Raw genomic sequence first — 15,546 nt, forward strand, 5'->3', positions numbered from 1 at the left:
TGTGCGGTCCGCGACACGAATCGGGGTGCTCGACGCCGGGGACGCCCGGCTCGCGGTCCGGTCAGTGGCAAGGCCCTTCCACCGGCGGCATCCGGCCGAGGGGATTCCCCATGGGATCTTCGGAGGTCCGGGATCCGTCGCGAGGAGTGACTGATGGCGCCCACACCCGACAGCGCGCGGACGGCCATCTCGGCCTCGCCACCTCCGGTGCGCCTGCAGGAGGAGTTCGCCGAGTGCCTCGGCGGGGAGGTGTACCTGGCCTACGCGCACCGTCCCGAGACCGGTGTCCTCACCGTCGCGGCGGGTTTCTCCCCGGAGGTCGCGCGGGGCAGGGCGAAGGTGCGGGCCGCGGCGCTGGACGCGCTGTACCGGCTGCCGGACGGCGTGGCGGAGCCCTGCGACCAGGACGACGGCAGGGAACTGTGTCTGTCGGACTTCATGCCAGAGGCGCCGTCGGACAACCACTCCCGCGTCGCGGGCACCGGCCTGCTGAGCCGGGAGCGGTACATGCTCCCTGCCGAGGTCGTGTGGATGGGTGACCGGGACTGCCGGGTCGAGCCCACCGCGGTCGGCGTGATCGACGACGACGCCGGCGGCGTCTCCGGGGCCATCGCCGACCTGCTGGCCCACGACATGGTCACGCGCTGGTGGACGAGCCCGCGCATGCCGCTCCTGAGGGTCTCCCAGCACCTGTCCATGATGATCCCCGAAGGCGCGGCGGCGGCGATCCCCGCCCTCGGGCTGCGGGTGTCGGCGTTCGTGCTGCCCGGCCCGGACTTCCAGATCGCCGTCGTCGGCGTCAGCGGCGAGGGCACCACGATCGCCACGGCCGCCGCGCGCTCGGCGCGGGAGGCGGTCGCCGAGGCGTTCCTGCGGGCGATCGCCGCGCGGGCGCAGCCGTGGAACACCCTGTCGACCGCCGACTCGCTGCGCCGGCTCACGGTGTGGCACCGCGAGGTGGACTACCTGGCCTACCTGGAGTGGTCCGCGCTCGACGCCGACGCGTCGGCGCTCGACCAGCCCGAGATGCGGGAGGGGACGCCCGGCTGGGCCGACATCGCCTGCCGCCGGTTCGGGCACGAGCCGATCCTGGTCACGCTGGGGGAGTTCGGCGACGCGGTGAAGGTGGTCTGCCCGGGCGCGGCCTGCTACCGCACGGTGCCGCCGGGCACGACCCTTCCCTGCCCGGTGCCCTGATCAGGAGCCTGGCCGCGTTCGTGCACCAGGCGCCACAGGAACTTGTTGAAGATCTCGCGCTCGTCATGGGTGAAGGGGGCGAGGAAGGTGTCGAGGGCGTTCAGCATGGCGGGGCCGAGCTTGTGCCGCAGCAGCGCCTGACCTTCGCTCGTGAGACCGATCGCGTACTTGCGCCGGTCGTCGGGGTTGCGTGCGCGCTGGACGAGCCCGAGGCGCTCCAGCCCGTCCACGACGCTGACCATGGTGGTCCTGTCGATGCCGTGGGTGCGGGCGAGCTGCTGCTGTGACTGGGGCCCGATGGAGTCGATGGCCGTGAGCACGATGAAGTCCTTCGACCGGAGCCCGAAGGGCTCCACGGCCGCTTCCAGGATCTCGTCGAACAGATCGTTGGCCTTACCGAGCAGGATGCTGGTGGAGCTGGACAAGAAGTCCGGCAGGGGAACGTCGGTACTCGGAGAATCAGCGCTCACAGACGTACCTTCCGTGGTCACCTGTCCCGAAATGTGCGGCATGCCGCATATGGAGCACGCCTCCGCCTGGCACGAGTGTCACACGGTGAGATGGGCGGCGCAACCGACCGTCACGGTCGAAATCATCAGCATCACTGATTGACATGAAAGCTGATGATCTGCGAAGCTACTTATTGCGTGGGGGCGAGGCGGGCGAGGGAGGCTCGGCCGGGGTTCCACCGTTGGTGGTGAGGAGGTCCTCATGTCTGACAGGCCGGCCGTCCCTGACGCAGGGACCACGTGGGATCAAGTCTCCGAGATCTGGGACGAGGTCCGTGAGATCGTGACGGCGTGGGCTGACTCGCAGGCGGCCGATGAGCCGGAAGGCTGATGGGCGGCCCGCTGGGAGGTTGGGGCTATGAGCGGGAACGGGCACGAGTCCGTGCCGACGGCGCGGATGCTTGCCGAGTCCACCGGCTGGCTGCTCAACGACGTGGCGCGCGAGGTCACGCTGCGGCTGGAGGAGGCGCTGAAAGGCGACGACCTCCGCTGGCGGGACTACGGCGTGCTCGTCGTGCTGGAGTCGGCCGGGCCGCTCTCCCAGCAGGAGATCGGCCGGCGGCTCGCCGTCGACCGGTCGACGATGGTCCACATCATCGACCTCCTCGAGCAGCGGGGCCTGGTGGCGCGTGGCCGCGACCGGGCCGACCGCCGCGCCTACGCCATCGAGCTGACCGACGCCGGTCGCGCGCTGCTGGTGGAGGTGCTCCACCCGCTGACCGCCGAGGTGCACGAGCGGGTGGTCGGCGGGCTGGCGCCCGAGGACCGCGCCCACCTCGACCGGATCCTCGCGCGGCTCGCCGGCGGAGGCTGAGCAGAGCAATATGCGAGCACGCTAATCATCTACTGCTCTGATAGTTTGTAAACATACATATCTCTGGAGCCTGGCAAGGGTCGAAGACAGGCCCTGAGGCTCCCCTGGGTGAAGTACATGGCCTGGAGGCGTGCCATGGACATTTCCGTCATCGGTGTCCCCGCTGAGGCGGTCGAGATCTATCGGTACTTCCTTCGGCATCGTGGTGACGGGATCGGCTCGATCAGGCAGGCGCTGGACCTGGACCCCGACGCGATCGAGGCCGCCGTCGACACGCTGGACCGGCTGTCCCTGCTCGATCTCACCGACCGGCATCGCGTGGTGGCCACCGAGCCCAGGATCGGCATCGAGCGCCTCATCGAGCAGCGCCTCAACGAGCTCAACTCGGAGATCCGCCGCGTCCTGACCGCGCGCGACGCCATCGCCCCGCTCGTGGAGGACCAGCAGCACGGTGAGAACGCCAACTCCGCGCTCGACATCGAGCGCGTGGAAGGGCTCGACCGCGTGCGCCAGCGGCTCGACGACCTCGGGTTCTTCTCCTACAAGGAGACGCTGTGCCTGCACCCGGGCGGGCCGCTCTCGCTGGGCGCCATCGAGACGGCGCTGCCGCTGGACACCCGATCGCTGCGCCGCGGGCTGGCGGTGAAAGCCGTTTACCACCCGAAGGCGCTGGACGACCAGAATATGGTGACATATCTGCGGGAGATCGTCAGTCTCGGCGGCCAGATTCACATCACAGAAGACCCCATGGACCGCATGCTGATATTCGACCGCAGCGTGGCGGTGGTCCCGATCCACCCAAAGGAGAGCGCGCGCGGCGCGCTGCTGGTGAAGGAACCCGGCCTGGTCTCGCAGCTGGTCACCTATTTCGACGGCGTATGGGACGCGGCCACCGATTTCCGGGAGTTCACCGAGCCGAGCAGCGACGCGCCACTCCTTTCCGAGCTGGAACGTAAAGTCCTCGCGGTCATGGCGACGGCCGACAAGGACGAGATCGCGGCGCGCGAGATCGATGTGTCCGTTCGCACTTACCGCCGTTATGTCGCCGATCTCATGGCCCGGCTCGGCGCCGTGAACCGTTTCCAGGCGGCTTTGCGCGCCAAGGAAGAGAACTGGATCTGACGGTAATACGCGCGGCGCACACTCGGAGATGACAGGGAGGAGTCACAGGCTTTTGACTGGTGTGGATCAGAGGAGATGGTCTGATGCTGGTGAGCGTTACCGGGGGCACCGGATTCGTCGGCGCCCATTCGGTCGCGGCGATCGTACGGAAAGGCCACCGGGTCCGCATGCTGGTCCGCGACACCGCGAAGGCCGGCCCCGCCCCGGAGGCGTCGCCGACGCCGGCTCGCCCGTCGCCGAGACCTTCCGTGACACGGTGCGCTGGCTGCACGAGAGCGGCCACCTGTCGGCCCGGCAGGCGGGACTGGAACGGCCGAGCCTGTCGTCCGTAGGTGCGCAATGAGGGGAGAGGCCGCCATGACCGAGCGGATCGCGACCAGCCCGAGTCTGGACTACCCGCCGCCGCCGGCGCCGGTGGGCACCGTCGAGCTCGATTTCGTCCCGGTCGCCGTGCCGCGGCGGCACAAGGACGCGGGAGAGCGTCCCGGCGGGCAGCAGAGCGGGGAGGGCGGGACGGAGAGCCCGCAGGCCAAGTCCATGGAGGCGCTGCGCGAGCGGCACGGAGGGCTGCGCGACGGCATCGTCGCCGGCCGGGCCGCCGCGGTCGAGCGCCAGCACGCCCTCGGCAAGGGCACGGCCCGCGAGCGCATCGCGATGCTGCTGGACGAGGACTCCTTCATCGAGCTGGACATGTACCGCCGCCACCAGGCGCACGGCCTGCGGATGGAGGAGAATCGCCCGCACACCGACGGCGTGGTCACCGGATCCGGCACGATCGACGGCCGGCGGGTGTTCGTCTACGCCCAGGACTTCACGATCTTCGGCGGCTCGCTCGGCGCGGGACACGCGGCCAAGATCCACAAGGTGATGGACCTCGCGATCTCCACCGGCTCGCCGCTCATCGGCCTGATCGACAGCGGAGGAGCCCGGATCCAGGAGGGCGTGGTGGCGCTCAGCGGGTACGGCGGGATCTTCCAGCGCAGCGTCCAGGCCTCCGGCGTCATCCCCCAGATCAGCGTGGTGCTCGGGCCGTGCGCGGGCGGAGCCGCCTACACCGTCGCGCTCGCCGACTTCGCCTTCATGGTCCGCGACACCGCGCAGATGTACCTCACCGGCCCGGACGTGGTCGAGGCGGTGACCGGCCGGCGGTTCACCCACGCCGAGCTCGGCGGGGCCGACGTGCACGGCAAGCGGTCGGGCGTCGCGACGTTCGTGCACGACGACGAGGAGAGCTGCCTCGCGGAGGTGCGCTACCTGGTCTCGATGCTCCCCGCCAACAACCTGGAGTTCCCGCCGGGCGCGCCGTCCTGCGACGCGGCCACCGACGTGCGGCCCCGGCTCGCCGAGATCGTCCCGGTCGAGCCGAACAAGCCCTACGACATGCGGCTGATCGTCGCCGAGCTGGTGGACGACGGCGACTACCTGGAGCTGCACGAGGACTGGGCGCAGAACGTGATCTGCGTGCTGGCCCGGATCGACGGGGAGGTGGTCGGCATCGTCGGCAACCAGCCCATGGTGCTCGCCGGCGTGCTCGACGTCTCCGCCTCGCAGAAGGCCGCGCGGTTCGTGCGGTTCTGCGACGCGTTCGGCATCCCGCTCGTGACGCTCATCGACGTCCCCGGCTTCCTGCCCGGCGCCGACCAGGAGTACGCCGGGATCATCCGGCACGGCGCCAAGCTGCTGTACGCCTACTGCGAGGCGACGGTGCCGCGCATCCACGTCATCGTGCGCAAGGCCTACGGCGGCGCTTACATCGTCATGGACTCGCGCACCATCGGCACCGACCTGTCGCTCGCCTGGCCGACCAACGAGGTCGCCGTCATGGGCGCGGAAGGCGCGGTGAACGTCATCTTCCGCAAGGAGCTGGCCGCCGCCGTGGACCCCGCGGGGCTCCGCTCGGAGCTCGTCGGCGAGTACTCCGAGCAGCTCATGCATCCGCACTACGCGGCCGAGCGCGGGCTGGTCGACGACGTCATCGACCCGGTGGACACCCGCGCGGCGGTCGCCCGCGGGCTCGCGATGCTGCGTAATAAGCGCAAGCAGTCGCCGCAGCGCAAGCACGGCAACGTGCCCCTGTGACGCGCGGGGAAAGACAGCAAACGTGAAGAAGAATCGCCGCGGACCTGCCCGGAACAATTGACTTGGCGTTTCCCGGAGCATTTCGCGCAGAACGCGAGGCCGGGAAAGCACCCCGTACGCGACCAGACGCGCGACGGATACACGGTCATATTCCTGGATCGAGGTTTGCGCATGGCGTCCGAGGCACTTCCGGCGACTCCCGTCAAGATCTCCACTCTGAACGGCCGCTATCACAGGATCGCGCTGTACGTTTTCGGATTCATCGTGGTGGCCCACTGGGCCGAGCACGTCGCGCAGGCGATCCAGCTGTGGGTGCTCGGCTGGCCGCCCCGCCAGGCGCTCGGGGTCATCGGCGTGCTCAACCCCTGGCTGTTCACCTCCGAGTGGATGCACTACGGCTACGCGCTGCTCATGCTGGCCGGGCTCATCATGCTGAGGAAGGGCTTCACCGGCACCGCCCGCACGTGGTGGAACATCTCGCTCGGCATCCAGGTCTGGCACCACTTCGAGCACCTGCTCCTGCTGGTCCAGGCGCTCACGGGCTGGCACCTGGCGAACCGGCCGGTGCCGACCAGCATCCTGCAGCTATTCGCGCCCCGCGTGGAGCTCCACCTGTTCTACAACGCGATCGTCTTCATCCCCATGGTGGTGGCGATGGTGCGCCACCTGCGCCCGACCCCGTCCGAGCGTGTCCTGATGGCCTGTGCCTGCGCTCCCGCGTACGGCCGGTAAGAGGATGGCGGACGGACGTGCGAGGCGCCGGCGGTCGCCGGTCTTCACCGTGGCCCTGACGCTCATCGGGGCGTTCCTGCTGTACCTCGCCATCCCCAACATCGGCCCGGCCGTCCGCGCGGCCCGGGCCGACGGCGTTCCCGGCGTCTTCACCGCCCGCGGCCTCGACTGCATCCAGCACCCCGGGCACGAGAGCTGCTCGTGGAGCGGGGACTTCCGCTCCGACGACGGCACGATCAGCCGGACGGGCATCGTGCTCTACGGCGCCGACCGCGACGCCCTGCGGGCCGGGATGCCGACCAGGGCCGTCGACGTCGGGCGGCCCAGCCGGGTCTATGGGCCGGGCGGCTCCCGCGAATGGGTGTTCACCGCCCTGCTGCTCCTGGCCGGCCTGGCCATCCTGGTCTTCCCGTACGCCGGGTCCCTGCGCCGCCCGGCCGGCGTCCCGGCGGCGGGGGCGGCGGCCGCGCGTGGCGCGTCCGGAGCATGAGCGCCCCGCTCGTGCCGGGCCCCTTCCCGGCCGTCCCAGGCCCGCTCCCACCCCTTCCCGGCCCCTTCCCCGCCACCGCCGGCCGGTTCCAGGCCGGCGCCGGGGCGGTCCGGGACGTCATGATCGTCGGTGACTCGATCAGCCAGGGCAGGGAGGGGGACTGCACCTGGCGCTACCGGCTGTGGCGGATCCTCCTCGAGCGGGGTACCGCCGTGCGCTTCGTCGGACCGTGGGAGGGCACCTGGGTGCCGTCCGCAGGCGGGCAGGACGACCGGCCGGCCGATCCGGCGGGCCTCGCCCACGCCGGCGCCTACCGGCAAGGGATCCACTTCCCCGGCAGCAGGCATTACGCGAGCTGGGGGCGCCTGCTCCACGAGGCCAAGGACAACATCGGGGAGGCCGTCGCCGCCCACAGCCCCGGGTGTCTCATGGTCGCGCTCGGGTTCAACGATCTGGCGTGGGGCGTCTCGGGCCCGGGACGGGTGCTCGCCGACATGGAGGCCTTCGTCCACCGAGCCCGTGCGGCAAATCCGGATATTCAGTTCTTGGTGGGAAACGTCGTGCACCGCACGCCGCTGAGCGAGCACCCGCGCCTTCCGGACGACATCATTTCCTGCAACCGGGAGCTGCCTTCGAGGCTGGCGGCGCTGTCGACGGACCGGTCGAGAGCGGTCCTGGTCGATCTGAACGAGGTCTACGATCCCCGCCACGACACCTATGACGGCGTCCACCCGAACGACGCGGGGGAGATCAAGATAGCTCTGGCGTTCGCCGGCGTCTTCACCGCGGAGTTCGGCCGGGCCGGCGTCCGGGACCGGATCCCCGCCCTCGGCTGAGGAGCCGGGCGGTGCGGTCAGGACCCCGCCGGGGACCGCCGTGAGCGGTGCCGCACGCGCCGGGGTGGCGGCGTCAGACGCGCTCGGAGGCGATCGAGGTGAGCAGCGTGACGAGCTGGTCGGGGGCCGACACCATCGGCCAGTGGCCGGTGTCGAGGGTGTGGAAGGTCCAGTTGGGCTCGGCGCGCATGGCGGCGACGTCCTCCGAGACGCGCCCGCCGAAGTGCTCCTTCGAGCAGACGATGTAGCTCGCCCGCTGGTGCGCCAGCGGGCGGGTCAGGACCGCCGGCTCCGACAGGGTGTGCCCGGGATGCCCGACGAAGCGCTCCACCAGCCACTGCGCCTGCTGGGTCGACAGATCTTGGCCCTCGGCCACGATCGTGACATCGGGGATCGGCCAGCGGCCGCGGTTCTCGGCGATCAGCTCCAGCTCCCCGGCCCGCTGGCGCTCGGGGAAGGCGTGCAACATCGATTTGCCGTCGTGCGGCAGGAATCCCTCGACGAACACGGTGCGCGTCACGCGGTCGGGCGCGCGGTCGGCCACCTGGCCGGCGACGATGCCCGAATAACTGTGGCCGACGACGATCACATCACGCAGGTCGTCTTTCTCCAGTATCGCCAGCACGTCGTCGACATGGGTGGCCAGGCCGACGGCGGAGACGTCCGCCTCCGGACTGGCAAGGCCCGAAAGGGTGATCGGGCGGACGTGATGGCCGAGCGCGCGCAGCCCGCAGGTCACCGGCTCCCACACCCAGGCGCCCATCCAGGGGCCCGGAATCAGGATGAAATGATTTTTCACGGCAGGTCAGCTTCCTCTCCTTTACGGCTGGACTGCCTGAACGGTACGGAATTCGGGCCTGGGGGTGCTTTTTATGTATGCGGGCCGTGTCGAACGAATTTCCGTAGTTATTGAACAGTCTCGTGCCGGATCGCGTCAACGGTGGTCAGGCGGCCAGGGGCGCCGCAGCGAGCGACGACAGGGGACGAAGGGCGGTGGCGTCCCATTCGGACACCCTGATCGGCTGGTCGTCCCCGAGGACGGCGACGGCGCCGGCGTACCCGTCGCCGGGGTAGATGTTGCGCAACTGCACCGTGTGCGGGGGGATGTCCAGCGGCCAGCCGAGCAGCGCGGGCTCCTCCAGCGGGCCGCTGACCTCCACCTTGTGCGGGGAGATCCGCAGGCCGTGGCCGGTGGCCTTCAGCACCGCCTCCTTGCACACCCACATCCGGGCGAAGCCGGCCTGCTGGTGCCGCTCGGGAAGCGTCTTCAGCACCTCCTGCTCGTTCCGTGACAGGGCGCAACCCACCAGCTCGCTGACCGGGGCGGTCGGCACCTGCTCCACGTCGACGCCCACCGCCCCGGCGGTGGTCAGGGCCACGGCGACCCGGTTGCCCGAGTGGGAGATCGAGACGTGCAACCCGTCGTCGGTGACGACGTGCGGCTTGCCGTGCGGCTTGTCGCAGTTCGGGCAGCGCCGCTCGACGGGGACCTTCTCGGGGGAGATGTCCAGCTGGGCGCCGGCGGCGGTGCGGAGCAGCCAGGCGGCGGTGACGAACCTGAGCCGGTCCTGCTCGCGCTTGTAGGCCGCGGCCCGCCTCAGCTCGGTGACGTTCAGCACGCCGACCAGGTCGTTGATCGGGTGGTCCTGCGGGTCGGCCCACCAGATGTGGCAGTCGACGGTCCGGAGAGCGATGGCGTTCATGGCATGTCCTCCTTGTTTTCTGGGCGGCCGTTCGTCAGGGTGCGGCAGTTCACGAGTTCCCAGTCGCTGACTTCGGGATTGGTGAGGATCTCCGTCACCCGGGCGCGTATCCGCGCGCCGGTCGTCTCCTCGTCGGTGTGCACGCGGATGGCGATGTCGCCGGTCACGTGCTTGAGGTCCTTTCGCCATTCATTCGGGAGCAGGGCCAGGATTCGAATACCGTCGACCGGTGAGGCCGGCAACGGCTCCCCGGCCGTCCTGCGAATCGTCAATTCGACCAGCATTTGATTTCCTCTAATCCCAGGTGGTGCCGGGCGTGGCGGTGGTGGAGTCCCAGGCGGTGCCCGCGAAAGCGGTTCTGAGTTCGACCTGGGACGCATTCGAGAGGTTCATTTCCAGTCCTTTTCCGTTTGGTTCTGCATTTGTTCTCGCACAACCAACTCTGCGGGATTGGAAGTCCCCGGAACAGACGATTCCGCTGCAGCAAGCTGCACTCCGGTTGCAGCTTCCTGCCATCCCCGCCCGGCCGGGCCACGATCCACCCGCTGCGAGCACGAGGGGCGGGTGCACGCCTGGTTCGCCGACGGCACGAGCGCTACCGGCGACCTGCTCGTGGGCGCCGACGGCATCGGCTCAAGGGCGCGCGCGGGTAGCTCCTGCCGCACGCGGAGATCAGGGACCTCGGCACCAGGTGCGTCTACCTACGGCAGGACGCCACCGCTCACCGGGAGGCCGCTAGCGAGGCGGGTCAGCCGGAGCCGGCGTCGAAGTGGAGTTCCGAGGTGACCCGGTAGCGGTCGCCTCGGTAGATGGAGCGGACGAACTCGACGATCCGGCCGTCCGCGTCGCGCGTGGTGCGTTCCACGCCGAGGGCCGGGAAGTGCTGGGGGAACGTGCAGCAGCTCGGCCTCGGTCTCATCAGTGACGGTCGCCTCCAGTCGCCACCGGCTCTCCCGGCTCTGCGGGAGCCGCCGCCTCCCCGGTCGAGCTCACGATCTGGGTGATGCGGGACAGCTTCTCCGATGCGGTGCTCGACCGCTTCACCGCCGACTACCGGCGCACCAACCCCGGCGTCACCCTGGATATCCAGATCCAGGAGTGAAACGGCATCGGGCAGAAGGTGACGCCAGTAACGACGCACCCGACGGGCGACCAGGGCATCTACCTGGCAGGGCGGAACTGGTACACCCTGGCCGGGTTCATCTGGAACGAGGGAGGCGATCTCGCGGTCAAGGACGGCGACGCGTGGAAGGGCGTGCTGAACAACCCGCGGCCGCTGGCTGGCGTGGACTTCTACAAGCGGCTCCAGGCCCTCGGCAAGGGGTCTCAAGGACTCCGACGAGAGCAGGCCCCCGCAGGCTGGCGTGTTCGCCAAGGGCGACGTCGCCCAGTTCATCTCCACCCCGGGCGGCGCCGTCGCCATCGAGAAGGCCGATCCGGAACTGGCCGGCAAGCTCGGCTTCTTCCCGATCCCGGGCAAGACGGCGGACCGGCCGGGGGTGGTGTTCACTGGCGGCCCGGACCTGATCATCCCGGAGGCATCGCGGAACCAGGTGGTCAAGGCCCTGGCGGGTGAGAGGTTCCAGCGCGTGCGACATGGCCAAGGAGTTGACCTCCTCCCCCTCGTGAACGAGGGGGATCCCGACCCTCGCGGGTCGGGTTTCCTGCTTCACCGCCGGTCGCCCGCCAGAGAGGACTCTCTCTTTGAGGTCTTACACCAGCTCCACAGGCGTTTCACCTCTCTGCCGGCCCGGCAGCGAGAATGTTCTTCGCGGCATTGACATCCCGATCATGCACCGCGCCACAGCCACACTCGTGGAAGATTTGACCGTACGCAACATGGTGAAGAATCGTTCGCTGGCCCGCGCCATCTCCGACACCGCCTGGCGGGAGTTCCGCTCGATGCTGGCGTACAAGGCCGCCTGGTATGGGCGGGAGCTGGTCGTGGTCGACCGGTGGTTCCCCTCTTCCAAGCTGTGTTCGGTGTGCGGGGCGATCGCCGAGTCGCTGCCGCTTGATGTCCGCAGTCGATCTGGGTGTTCAAATGCTTCGCGCAGGTCTGGGCGATCAGCAAGGGAGGCCCGGACGGGGCCACCACGACCCTGCCGGTCTACGCCTTCCAGGTCGCCCAGTCGCTGCACAAGTACGACCTCGGCTCGGCGATCTCCACGCTGACCGTGCTGATCCTGCTCGCCGTCCTGATCACCCACCTGCGGCGGATGCTCAGGCACGAAGGAGAGGCCCCGTGACCACCTCCCGCCCGTCCCGGCCGCGATCCGCGGCGTCCGGCCATCGAGGCCGGCACCCCCACCGGCCGTTCCGGCGGCTGGCGAGGCGGGTCCCGCTCAACCTGGCCGCGCTGGCGGTGCTGGCCGTCTCGGTCTTCCCCGTGTGCTGGATGGTCGTCACCGCCTTCACCCCGACGGCCGACATCCAGTCGGAGACGCCGAGCTTCTGGCCCGCGCACCCCACGGTCGAGCACTTCGCCACGGCCGTGAACGCCGACGGCTTCGGACTGTTCTGGCGCAACAGCCTGGCCGTCACCGTCTCCTCGGTGCTGCTCTCGCTCGTGGTGGCACTGCTGGCGGCGTTCGCCGTCGCCCGGATGCGCTGGCGCGGCAGAAGGGCCTTCATCCTGATGGTCTTCATCGCCCAGATGGCCCCGTGGGAGGCGCTGCTGATCTCGATGTTCGTCATCGCCCGCGACACCGGCATGCTCGACCGGCTGTCCATGCTGACCCTGCTGTACTTCATGTGCACGCTGCCGTTCACGATCGTGACCCTGCGCGGCTTCCTCGCGGCGATCCCGCCCGAGTTGGAGGAGGCCGCCATGACCGACGGCGCCGGCCGCGCGGTCGCCTTCCGGCGGGTCGTGCTGCCGCTGCTGGCCCCCGGCCTGATGTCCACCTCGCTGTTCGGCTTCATCACCGCGTGGAACGAGTTCTCCTTCGCCAACCCGCTGATCATCAAGAACCAGGACGACCGGACCCTGCCGGTGTGGCTGTCGTCCTTCAGCAACATCTTCGGCACCGACTGGGGCGCCACGATGGCCGCCGCCGGGCTGTTCATGCTCCCCGTGCTGCTGGTCTTCCTCGTCCTCCAGCGCAGGGTCACCTCCGGCATCATCGCCGGCGCCGTGAAGGGCTGACCGGCCCTGGGACACGGGAGGCCGCGCTCGCCGCGCGGCCGTCCCGCCCTGCCGCACGCCCGCACGTCCCTTCAGCGCGCTTTGCCTGCGAAAGGAAGAGACAACGTGATCATTCCGCGGCCACGGGAACTGGCCGTCCTCGGGGGCTCCGTCGCCTTCCATCCCGATCTGGTACGGCTCGCGCCGCCGGACGCCTCGCTCGGAGAGGAGGGCTACCGCCTGCAGGTCGGACCGGCGGGCATCGTGCTCACCGCGGGAGGCCCGGCCGGCCGGTTCTACGGGCTGCGGACCCTGTCCCAGTTCGGCGCCGCCGTCCCGTACGGGACGATCGAGGACAGGCCGCGTTTCGGCTGGCGCGGCGTCATGCTCGACGTGGCCCGGCACTTCATGCCCAAGGCGTTCGTGCTGCGCCTCATCGACCTGCTCGCCGAGCACAAGCTGAACGTCCTGCACCTGCACCTGACCGACGACCAGGGCTGGCGGCTGGAGATCGAGCGCTACCCACGGCTGACCGGCGTGGGCGCCCGGGGCGGCGCGTCCTCCGCGGCGGGGGACGAGCCGCGGTTCTACACCCGCGAGGACGTCCGCGAGATCGTGGCCTACGCCGCCGAGCGGTTCGTCACCGTCGTCCCGGAGATCGAGATGCCCGGTCACGCCCAGGCCGCCATCGCCGCCTACCCCGAGCTGGGCAATCACCCGTCCCGCCGGCTGGAGGTGTGGTCCGGCTGGGGGATCAGCGAGCACGTGCTCAACCTGGAGGACTCCACCATCGCCTTCTGCCAGGACGTCCTGGACGAGGTCGTGGAGCTGTTCCCCGGCCCGTACGTCCACGTGGGCGGCGACGAGTGCCCGCCCGCCGAATGGGAGCGCAGCCCCCGCGCGCTGCGGCGGCTGGCGGAGCTCGGCCTGTCCGGCCCCTCGGAGGCGTGCCGGTGGTTCATCGGCCGGATGGCCGAGCACCTGTCGCGGCACGGCCGCCGGCCGATCTGCTGGGACGAACCGGACCGGGAGCCCACCCCCGGCACGACCGTCATGGTGTGGCGCGACGAGGACGTGCTGCCGGACAGGACCGACATCATCCTCGCCCCGCACACCCGGACGTACCTGGACTACTACTCCTCCGACGCGCCCGGGCAGCCGCCCGCCCAGCCGGGGATCGTGACGCTGGCCGACGCCTACGGTTTCACCCCCGACCCGGGCGTGCGCGGGGTGCAGTGCCAGCTCTGGACCGAGTACATGCCGACGCCCGAGCAGGTCGAATACATGGCCTTCCCGCGGCTGTGCGCGTTCGCCGAGGTGGCGTGGGGGTCGCCCGGCGACTACCCCGACTTCCTGCGGCGGCTCGACCCGCACCTGGCCCGGCTGGCCGCGCGCGGGGTCCGCGTGGGCCCCCTCATCCCCTAGACGCTCCTCACCACCCCCCCAGAAAGGAAGCGCAATGTCCGGGAAGACCAGAGTGCCGAGGAAGCTGCTCCTCGGCGGGCTCGTGTCCGCCGTGCTCGCGGCGACGATCGGGCTCACCACCGCGGCGCCGGCCGGCGCCGCCCAGTCGCTGCGGCCGTAGTACAGGACGAGCGCCACCGGCGCCACAGCCGACCAGGTGGAACCGTGGTTCAACGTCGTCAACGACGGATCGTCGGCGGTCGCGCTGAGCGGGGTGAAGATCCGTTACTACTTCAAGGCCGACTCGGCGTCCCAGCAGTACCGCTTCGCCTGCTCCTGGGCCGTGATCTCCTGCTCGACCGTCACCGGCGCGTTCGGCGCCATCTCGCCCGGCACGGCCACCGCCGACCGCTACTTGGAGGTGGGCTTCACCGCGGGCAGCCTGGCGCCCGGCGCGCAGACCGGGGACCTTCAGCTGCGCTTCTACCGGGCCGACTGGCAGAGCATTACCCAGAGCGACGACTACTCCTTCGGCCCCTCACGGACCTCCTACGGTGACTGGACCAAGGTGACCGTCCACCAGAACGGGGCCCTGGTGTGGGGCACCGCCCCGGCCGGAGGGGGCGGTCCCTCTCCCACGCCGACGCCCACCGTCACGCCGCCTCCGGGAGGCAACGCCGGCGTGGTGTTCGACGACTTCAACTACAGCGACTCCGACGACCCGAACATCACCGCGCACAAGTGGACGGTCCGCACCAACGCCGGCGGCCCGGGCGTGCCCGGGGCGAGCTGGCCGAAGGGCAACGTCAGCTTCCCGGCGATCGGCTCCGGCAACCAGGCCCTGCAGCTCAAGGCTGTCAGCGACGGCACCGGCGCCGGGACGCGGCAGGCCGAGTTCCTGCACCAGCGCAAGTTCCTCGAGGGCACCTACGCCGCGCGGGTGAAGTTCGCCGACGCCCCGGTCAGCGGCCCCGACGGCGACAACATCGTGGAGACCTTCTTCACGATCACCCCGCTCGCCGCCGACCTCGACCCCGACTACAGCGAGCAGGACTTCGAGTACCTGCCGAACGGCGGCTGGGGCGAGACCGGCAACATCATGTACACCACCTCCTGGGAGACCTACCGCAACGACCCGTGGCTCGCGGTCAACGTCCACAACGAGGTCAGAGCGAGCTACGACGGCTGGCACGACCTGGTCCTGCAGGTGTCCGGCGGGAAGATCAGGTACTACATCGACGGCGCGCTGTTCGCCGAGCACGGTGACATCTACTACCCCGAGACGGTGCAGTCGGTGAACTTCAACCTGTGGTTCATCAGCGGCGGGCTCGTCGGCAGCTCGGCGCAGCGCTCCTACGTCCAGCAGGTCGACTGGTTCTACCACGCCAAGAACGAGGTCGTGGCGCCCGGCGAGGTCGTGAACAGGGTCAACGGCTACCGGTCCGCCTCGACCCGCTGGGTGGACACCGTCCCGGCACCCTGACGGACCGCGCGGTACGGCTCGCGCCCACCGGGGACGCGCGGGCCGTACCG

General features: G+C 70.0%; 18 protein-coding genes and 3 pseudogenes. 15 read left to right on the forward strand and 6 right to left on the reverse strand.

Going from position 1 to position 15,546, the window contains the following annotated elements; genetic code table 11:
* Positions 1 to 153: 153 nt before the first annotated feature.
* The gene (locus MYF83_RS31435; protein ID WP_248964379.1) at positions 154 to 1,197 is read left to right on the forward strand and encodes a hypothetical protein; all 1,044 of its coding nucleotides are present in this window, start codon (positions 154 to 156) and stop codon (positions 1,195 to 1,197) included.
* Here MYF83_RS31435 and MYF83_RS31440 read toward each other — a convergent pair.
* The gene (locus MYF83_RS31440) at positions 1,149 to 1,667 is read right to left on the reverse strand and encodes a MarR family winged helix-turn-helix transcriptional regulator (protein ID WP_248964380.1); all 519 of its coding nucleotides are present in this window, start codon (positions 1,665 to 1,667) and stop codon (positions 1,149 to 1,151) included. The genes MYF83_RS31435 and MYF83_RS31440 overlap by 49 nt on opposite strands.
* A 241-nt stretch (positions 1,668 to 1,908) precedes the next feature.
* On the opposite strand from MYF83_RS31440, the gene MYF83_RS43190 reads away from it, so the two are divergent.
* The 8 genes from MYF83_RS43190 (at position 1,909) to MYF83_RS31475 (ending at position 7,779) form a co-directional block, all read left to right on the forward strand.
* Positions 1,909 to 2,037 carry a hypothetical protein gene (locus MYF83_RS43190; protein ID WP_279340326.1) on the forward strand — a complete coding sequence of 43 codons (129 nt, stop codon included), beginning with the start codon at positions 1,909 to 1,911 and terminating at the stop codon, positions 2,035 to 2,037.
* Positions 2,038 to 2,064: 27 nt separating this feature from the next.
* Complete coding sequence (locus MYF83_RS31445; RefSeq protein WP_248964381.1) at positions 2,065 to 2,520, forward strand: MarR family winged helix-turn-helix transcriptional regulator; 456 nt, start codon at positions 2,065 to 2,067, stop codon at positions 2,518 to 2,520.
* 135 nt (positions 2,521 to 2,655) lie between these two features.
* On the forward strand, positions 2,656 to 3,642 hold the full coding sequence (locus MYF83_RS31450) for a helix-turn-helix domain-containing protein (protein WP_248964382.1): 987 nt from the start codon (positions 2,656 to 2,658) through the stop codon (positions 3,640 to 3,642).
* An 83-nt stretch (positions 3,643 to 3,725) separates the two neighbouring features.
* Positions 3,726 to 3,974 carry an NAD-dependent epimerase/dehydratase family protein gene (locus MYF83_RS31455; RefSeq protein ID WP_248964383.1) on the forward strand — a complete coding sequence of 83 codons (249 nt, stop codon included), beginning with the start codon at positions 3,726 to 3,728 and terminating at the stop codon, positions 3,972 to 3,974.
* A gap of 205 nt (positions 3,975 to 4,179) precedes the next feature.
* Positions 4,180 to 5,721, forward strand: coding sequence for an acyl-CoA carboxylase subunit beta (locus MYF83_RS31460; RefSeq protein WP_372500301.1), 1,542 nt, complete (start codon positions 4,180 to 4,182; stop codon positions 5,719 to 5,721).
* A gap of 171 nt (positions 5,722 to 5,892) precedes the next feature.
* Complete coding sequence (locus MYF83_RS31465) at positions 5,893 to 6,453, forward strand: hypothetical protein (RefSeq protein WP_248964385.1); 561 nt, start codon at positions 5,893 to 5,895, stop codon at positions 6,451 to 6,453.
* Positions 6,454 to 6,457: 4 nt separating this feature from the next.
* Entirely contained in the window at positions 6,458 to 6,943 is a 486-nt protein-coding gene (locus tag MYF83_RS31470) for a hypothetical protein (protein ID WP_248964386.1), read from the forward strand.
* The gene (locus MYF83_RS31475; RefSeq protein ID WP_248964387.1) at positions 6,940 to 7,779 is read left to right on the forward strand and encodes a GDSL-type esterase/lipase family protein; all 840 of its coding nucleotides are present in this window, start codon (positions 6,940 to 6,942) and stop codon (positions 7,777 to 7,779) included. Before MYF83_RS31470 ends, MYF83_RS31475 begins: the two co-directional genes overlap by 4 nt.
* Before the next feature lie 73 nt (positions 7,780 to 7,852).
* Here MYF83_RS31475 and MYF83_RS31480 read toward each other — a convergent pair whose 3' ends face one another.
* From MYF83_RS31480 to MYF83_RS44805, 5 genes and pseudogenes are all read right to left on the reverse strand, one after another.
* Complete coding sequence (locus tag MYF83_RS31480) at positions 7,853 to 8,578, reverse strand: alpha/beta fold hydrolase (protein WP_248964388.1); 726 nt, start codon at positions 8,576 to 8,578, stop codon at positions 7,853 to 7,855.
* A 145-nt stretch (positions 8,579 to 8,723) separates the two neighbouring features.
* A complete protein-coding gene (locus MYF83_RS31485; RefSeq protein WP_248964389.1) occupies positions 8,724 to 9,482 on the reverse strand; it encodes a 4'-phosphopantetheinyl transferase family protein in 759 nt (252 codons plus the stop codon).
* Positions 9,479 to 9,766 carry a hypothetical protein gene (locus MYF83_RS31490; protein WP_248964390.1) on the reverse strand — a complete coding sequence of 96 codons (288 nt, stop codon included), beginning with the start codon at positions 9,764 to 9,766 and terminating at the stop codon, positions 9,479 to 9,481. Before MYF83_RS31490 ends, MYF83_RS31485 begins: the two co-directional genes overlap by 4 nt.
* A 464-nt stretch (positions 9,767 to 10,230) precedes the next feature.
* Positions 10,231 to 10,401 (reverse strand): UTRA domain-containing protein, encoded by a 171-nt coding sequence (locus MYF83_RS31495; RefSeq protein WP_248964391.1) that lies wholly within the window; start codon positions 10,399 to 10,401, stop codon positions 10,231 to 10,233.
* A gap of 818 nt (positions 10,402 to 11,219) precedes the next feature.
* Positions 11,220 to 11,294: pseudogene (locus MYF83_RS44805) on the reverse strand (hypothetical protein); the annotation flags it as partial.
* Between the two features lie 27 nt (positions 11,295 to 11,321).
* On the opposite strand from MYF83_RS44805, the pseudogene MYF83_RS44550 reads away from it, so the two are divergent.
* From MYF83_RS44550 to MYF83_RS31525, 6 genes and pseudogenes are all read left to right on the forward strand, one after another.
* A pseudogene (locus MYF83_RS44550) lies at positions 11,322 to 11,447 on the forward strand (IS200/IS605 family accessory protein TnpB-related protein); the annotation flags it as partial.
* Positions 11,448 to 11,518: 71 nt separating this feature from the next.
* On the forward strand, positions 11,519 to 11,731 hold the full coding sequence (locus MYF83_RS31510) for an ABC transporter permease family protein (RefSeq protein WP_248964451.1): 213 nt from the start codon (positions 11,519 to 11,521) through the stop codon (positions 11,729 to 11,731).
* Positions 11,728 to 12,630, forward strand: a complete 903-nt coding sequence (locus MYF83_RS31515) for a carbohydrate ABC transporter permease (RefSeq protein ID WP_248964392.1) — start codon at positions 11,728 to 11,730, stop codon at positions 12,628 to 12,630. The genes MYF83_RS31510 and MYF83_RS31515 overlap by 4 nt, the downstream gene beginning before the upstream one ends.
* A gap of 105 nt (positions 12,631 to 12,735) precedes the next feature.
* Positions 12,736 to 14,034, forward strand: coding sequence for a beta-N-acetylhexosaminidase (locus tag MYF83_RS31520; protein ID WP_248964393.1), 1,299 nt, complete (start codon positions 12,736 to 12,738; stop codon positions 14,032 to 14,034).
* Between the two features lie 34 nt (positions 14,035 to 14,068).
* A complete protein-coding gene (locus tag MYF83_RS43200) occupies positions 14,069 to 14,194 on the forward strand; it encodes a hypothetical protein (protein ID WP_279340328.1) in 126 nt (41 codons plus the stop codon).
* Between the two features lie 18 nt (positions 14,195 to 14,212).
* Positions 14,213 to 15,496: pseudogene (locus MYF83_RS31525) on the forward strand (cellulose binding domain-containing protein); the annotation flags it as partial.
* Positions 15,497 to 15,546 lie beyond the last annotated feature (50 nt).

The organism is Sphaerisporangium perillae (assembly GCF_023276435.1).
Lineage (GTDB): Bacteria > Actinomycetota > Actinomycetes > Streptosporangiales > Streptosporangiaceae > Sphaerisporangium > Sphaerisporangium perillae.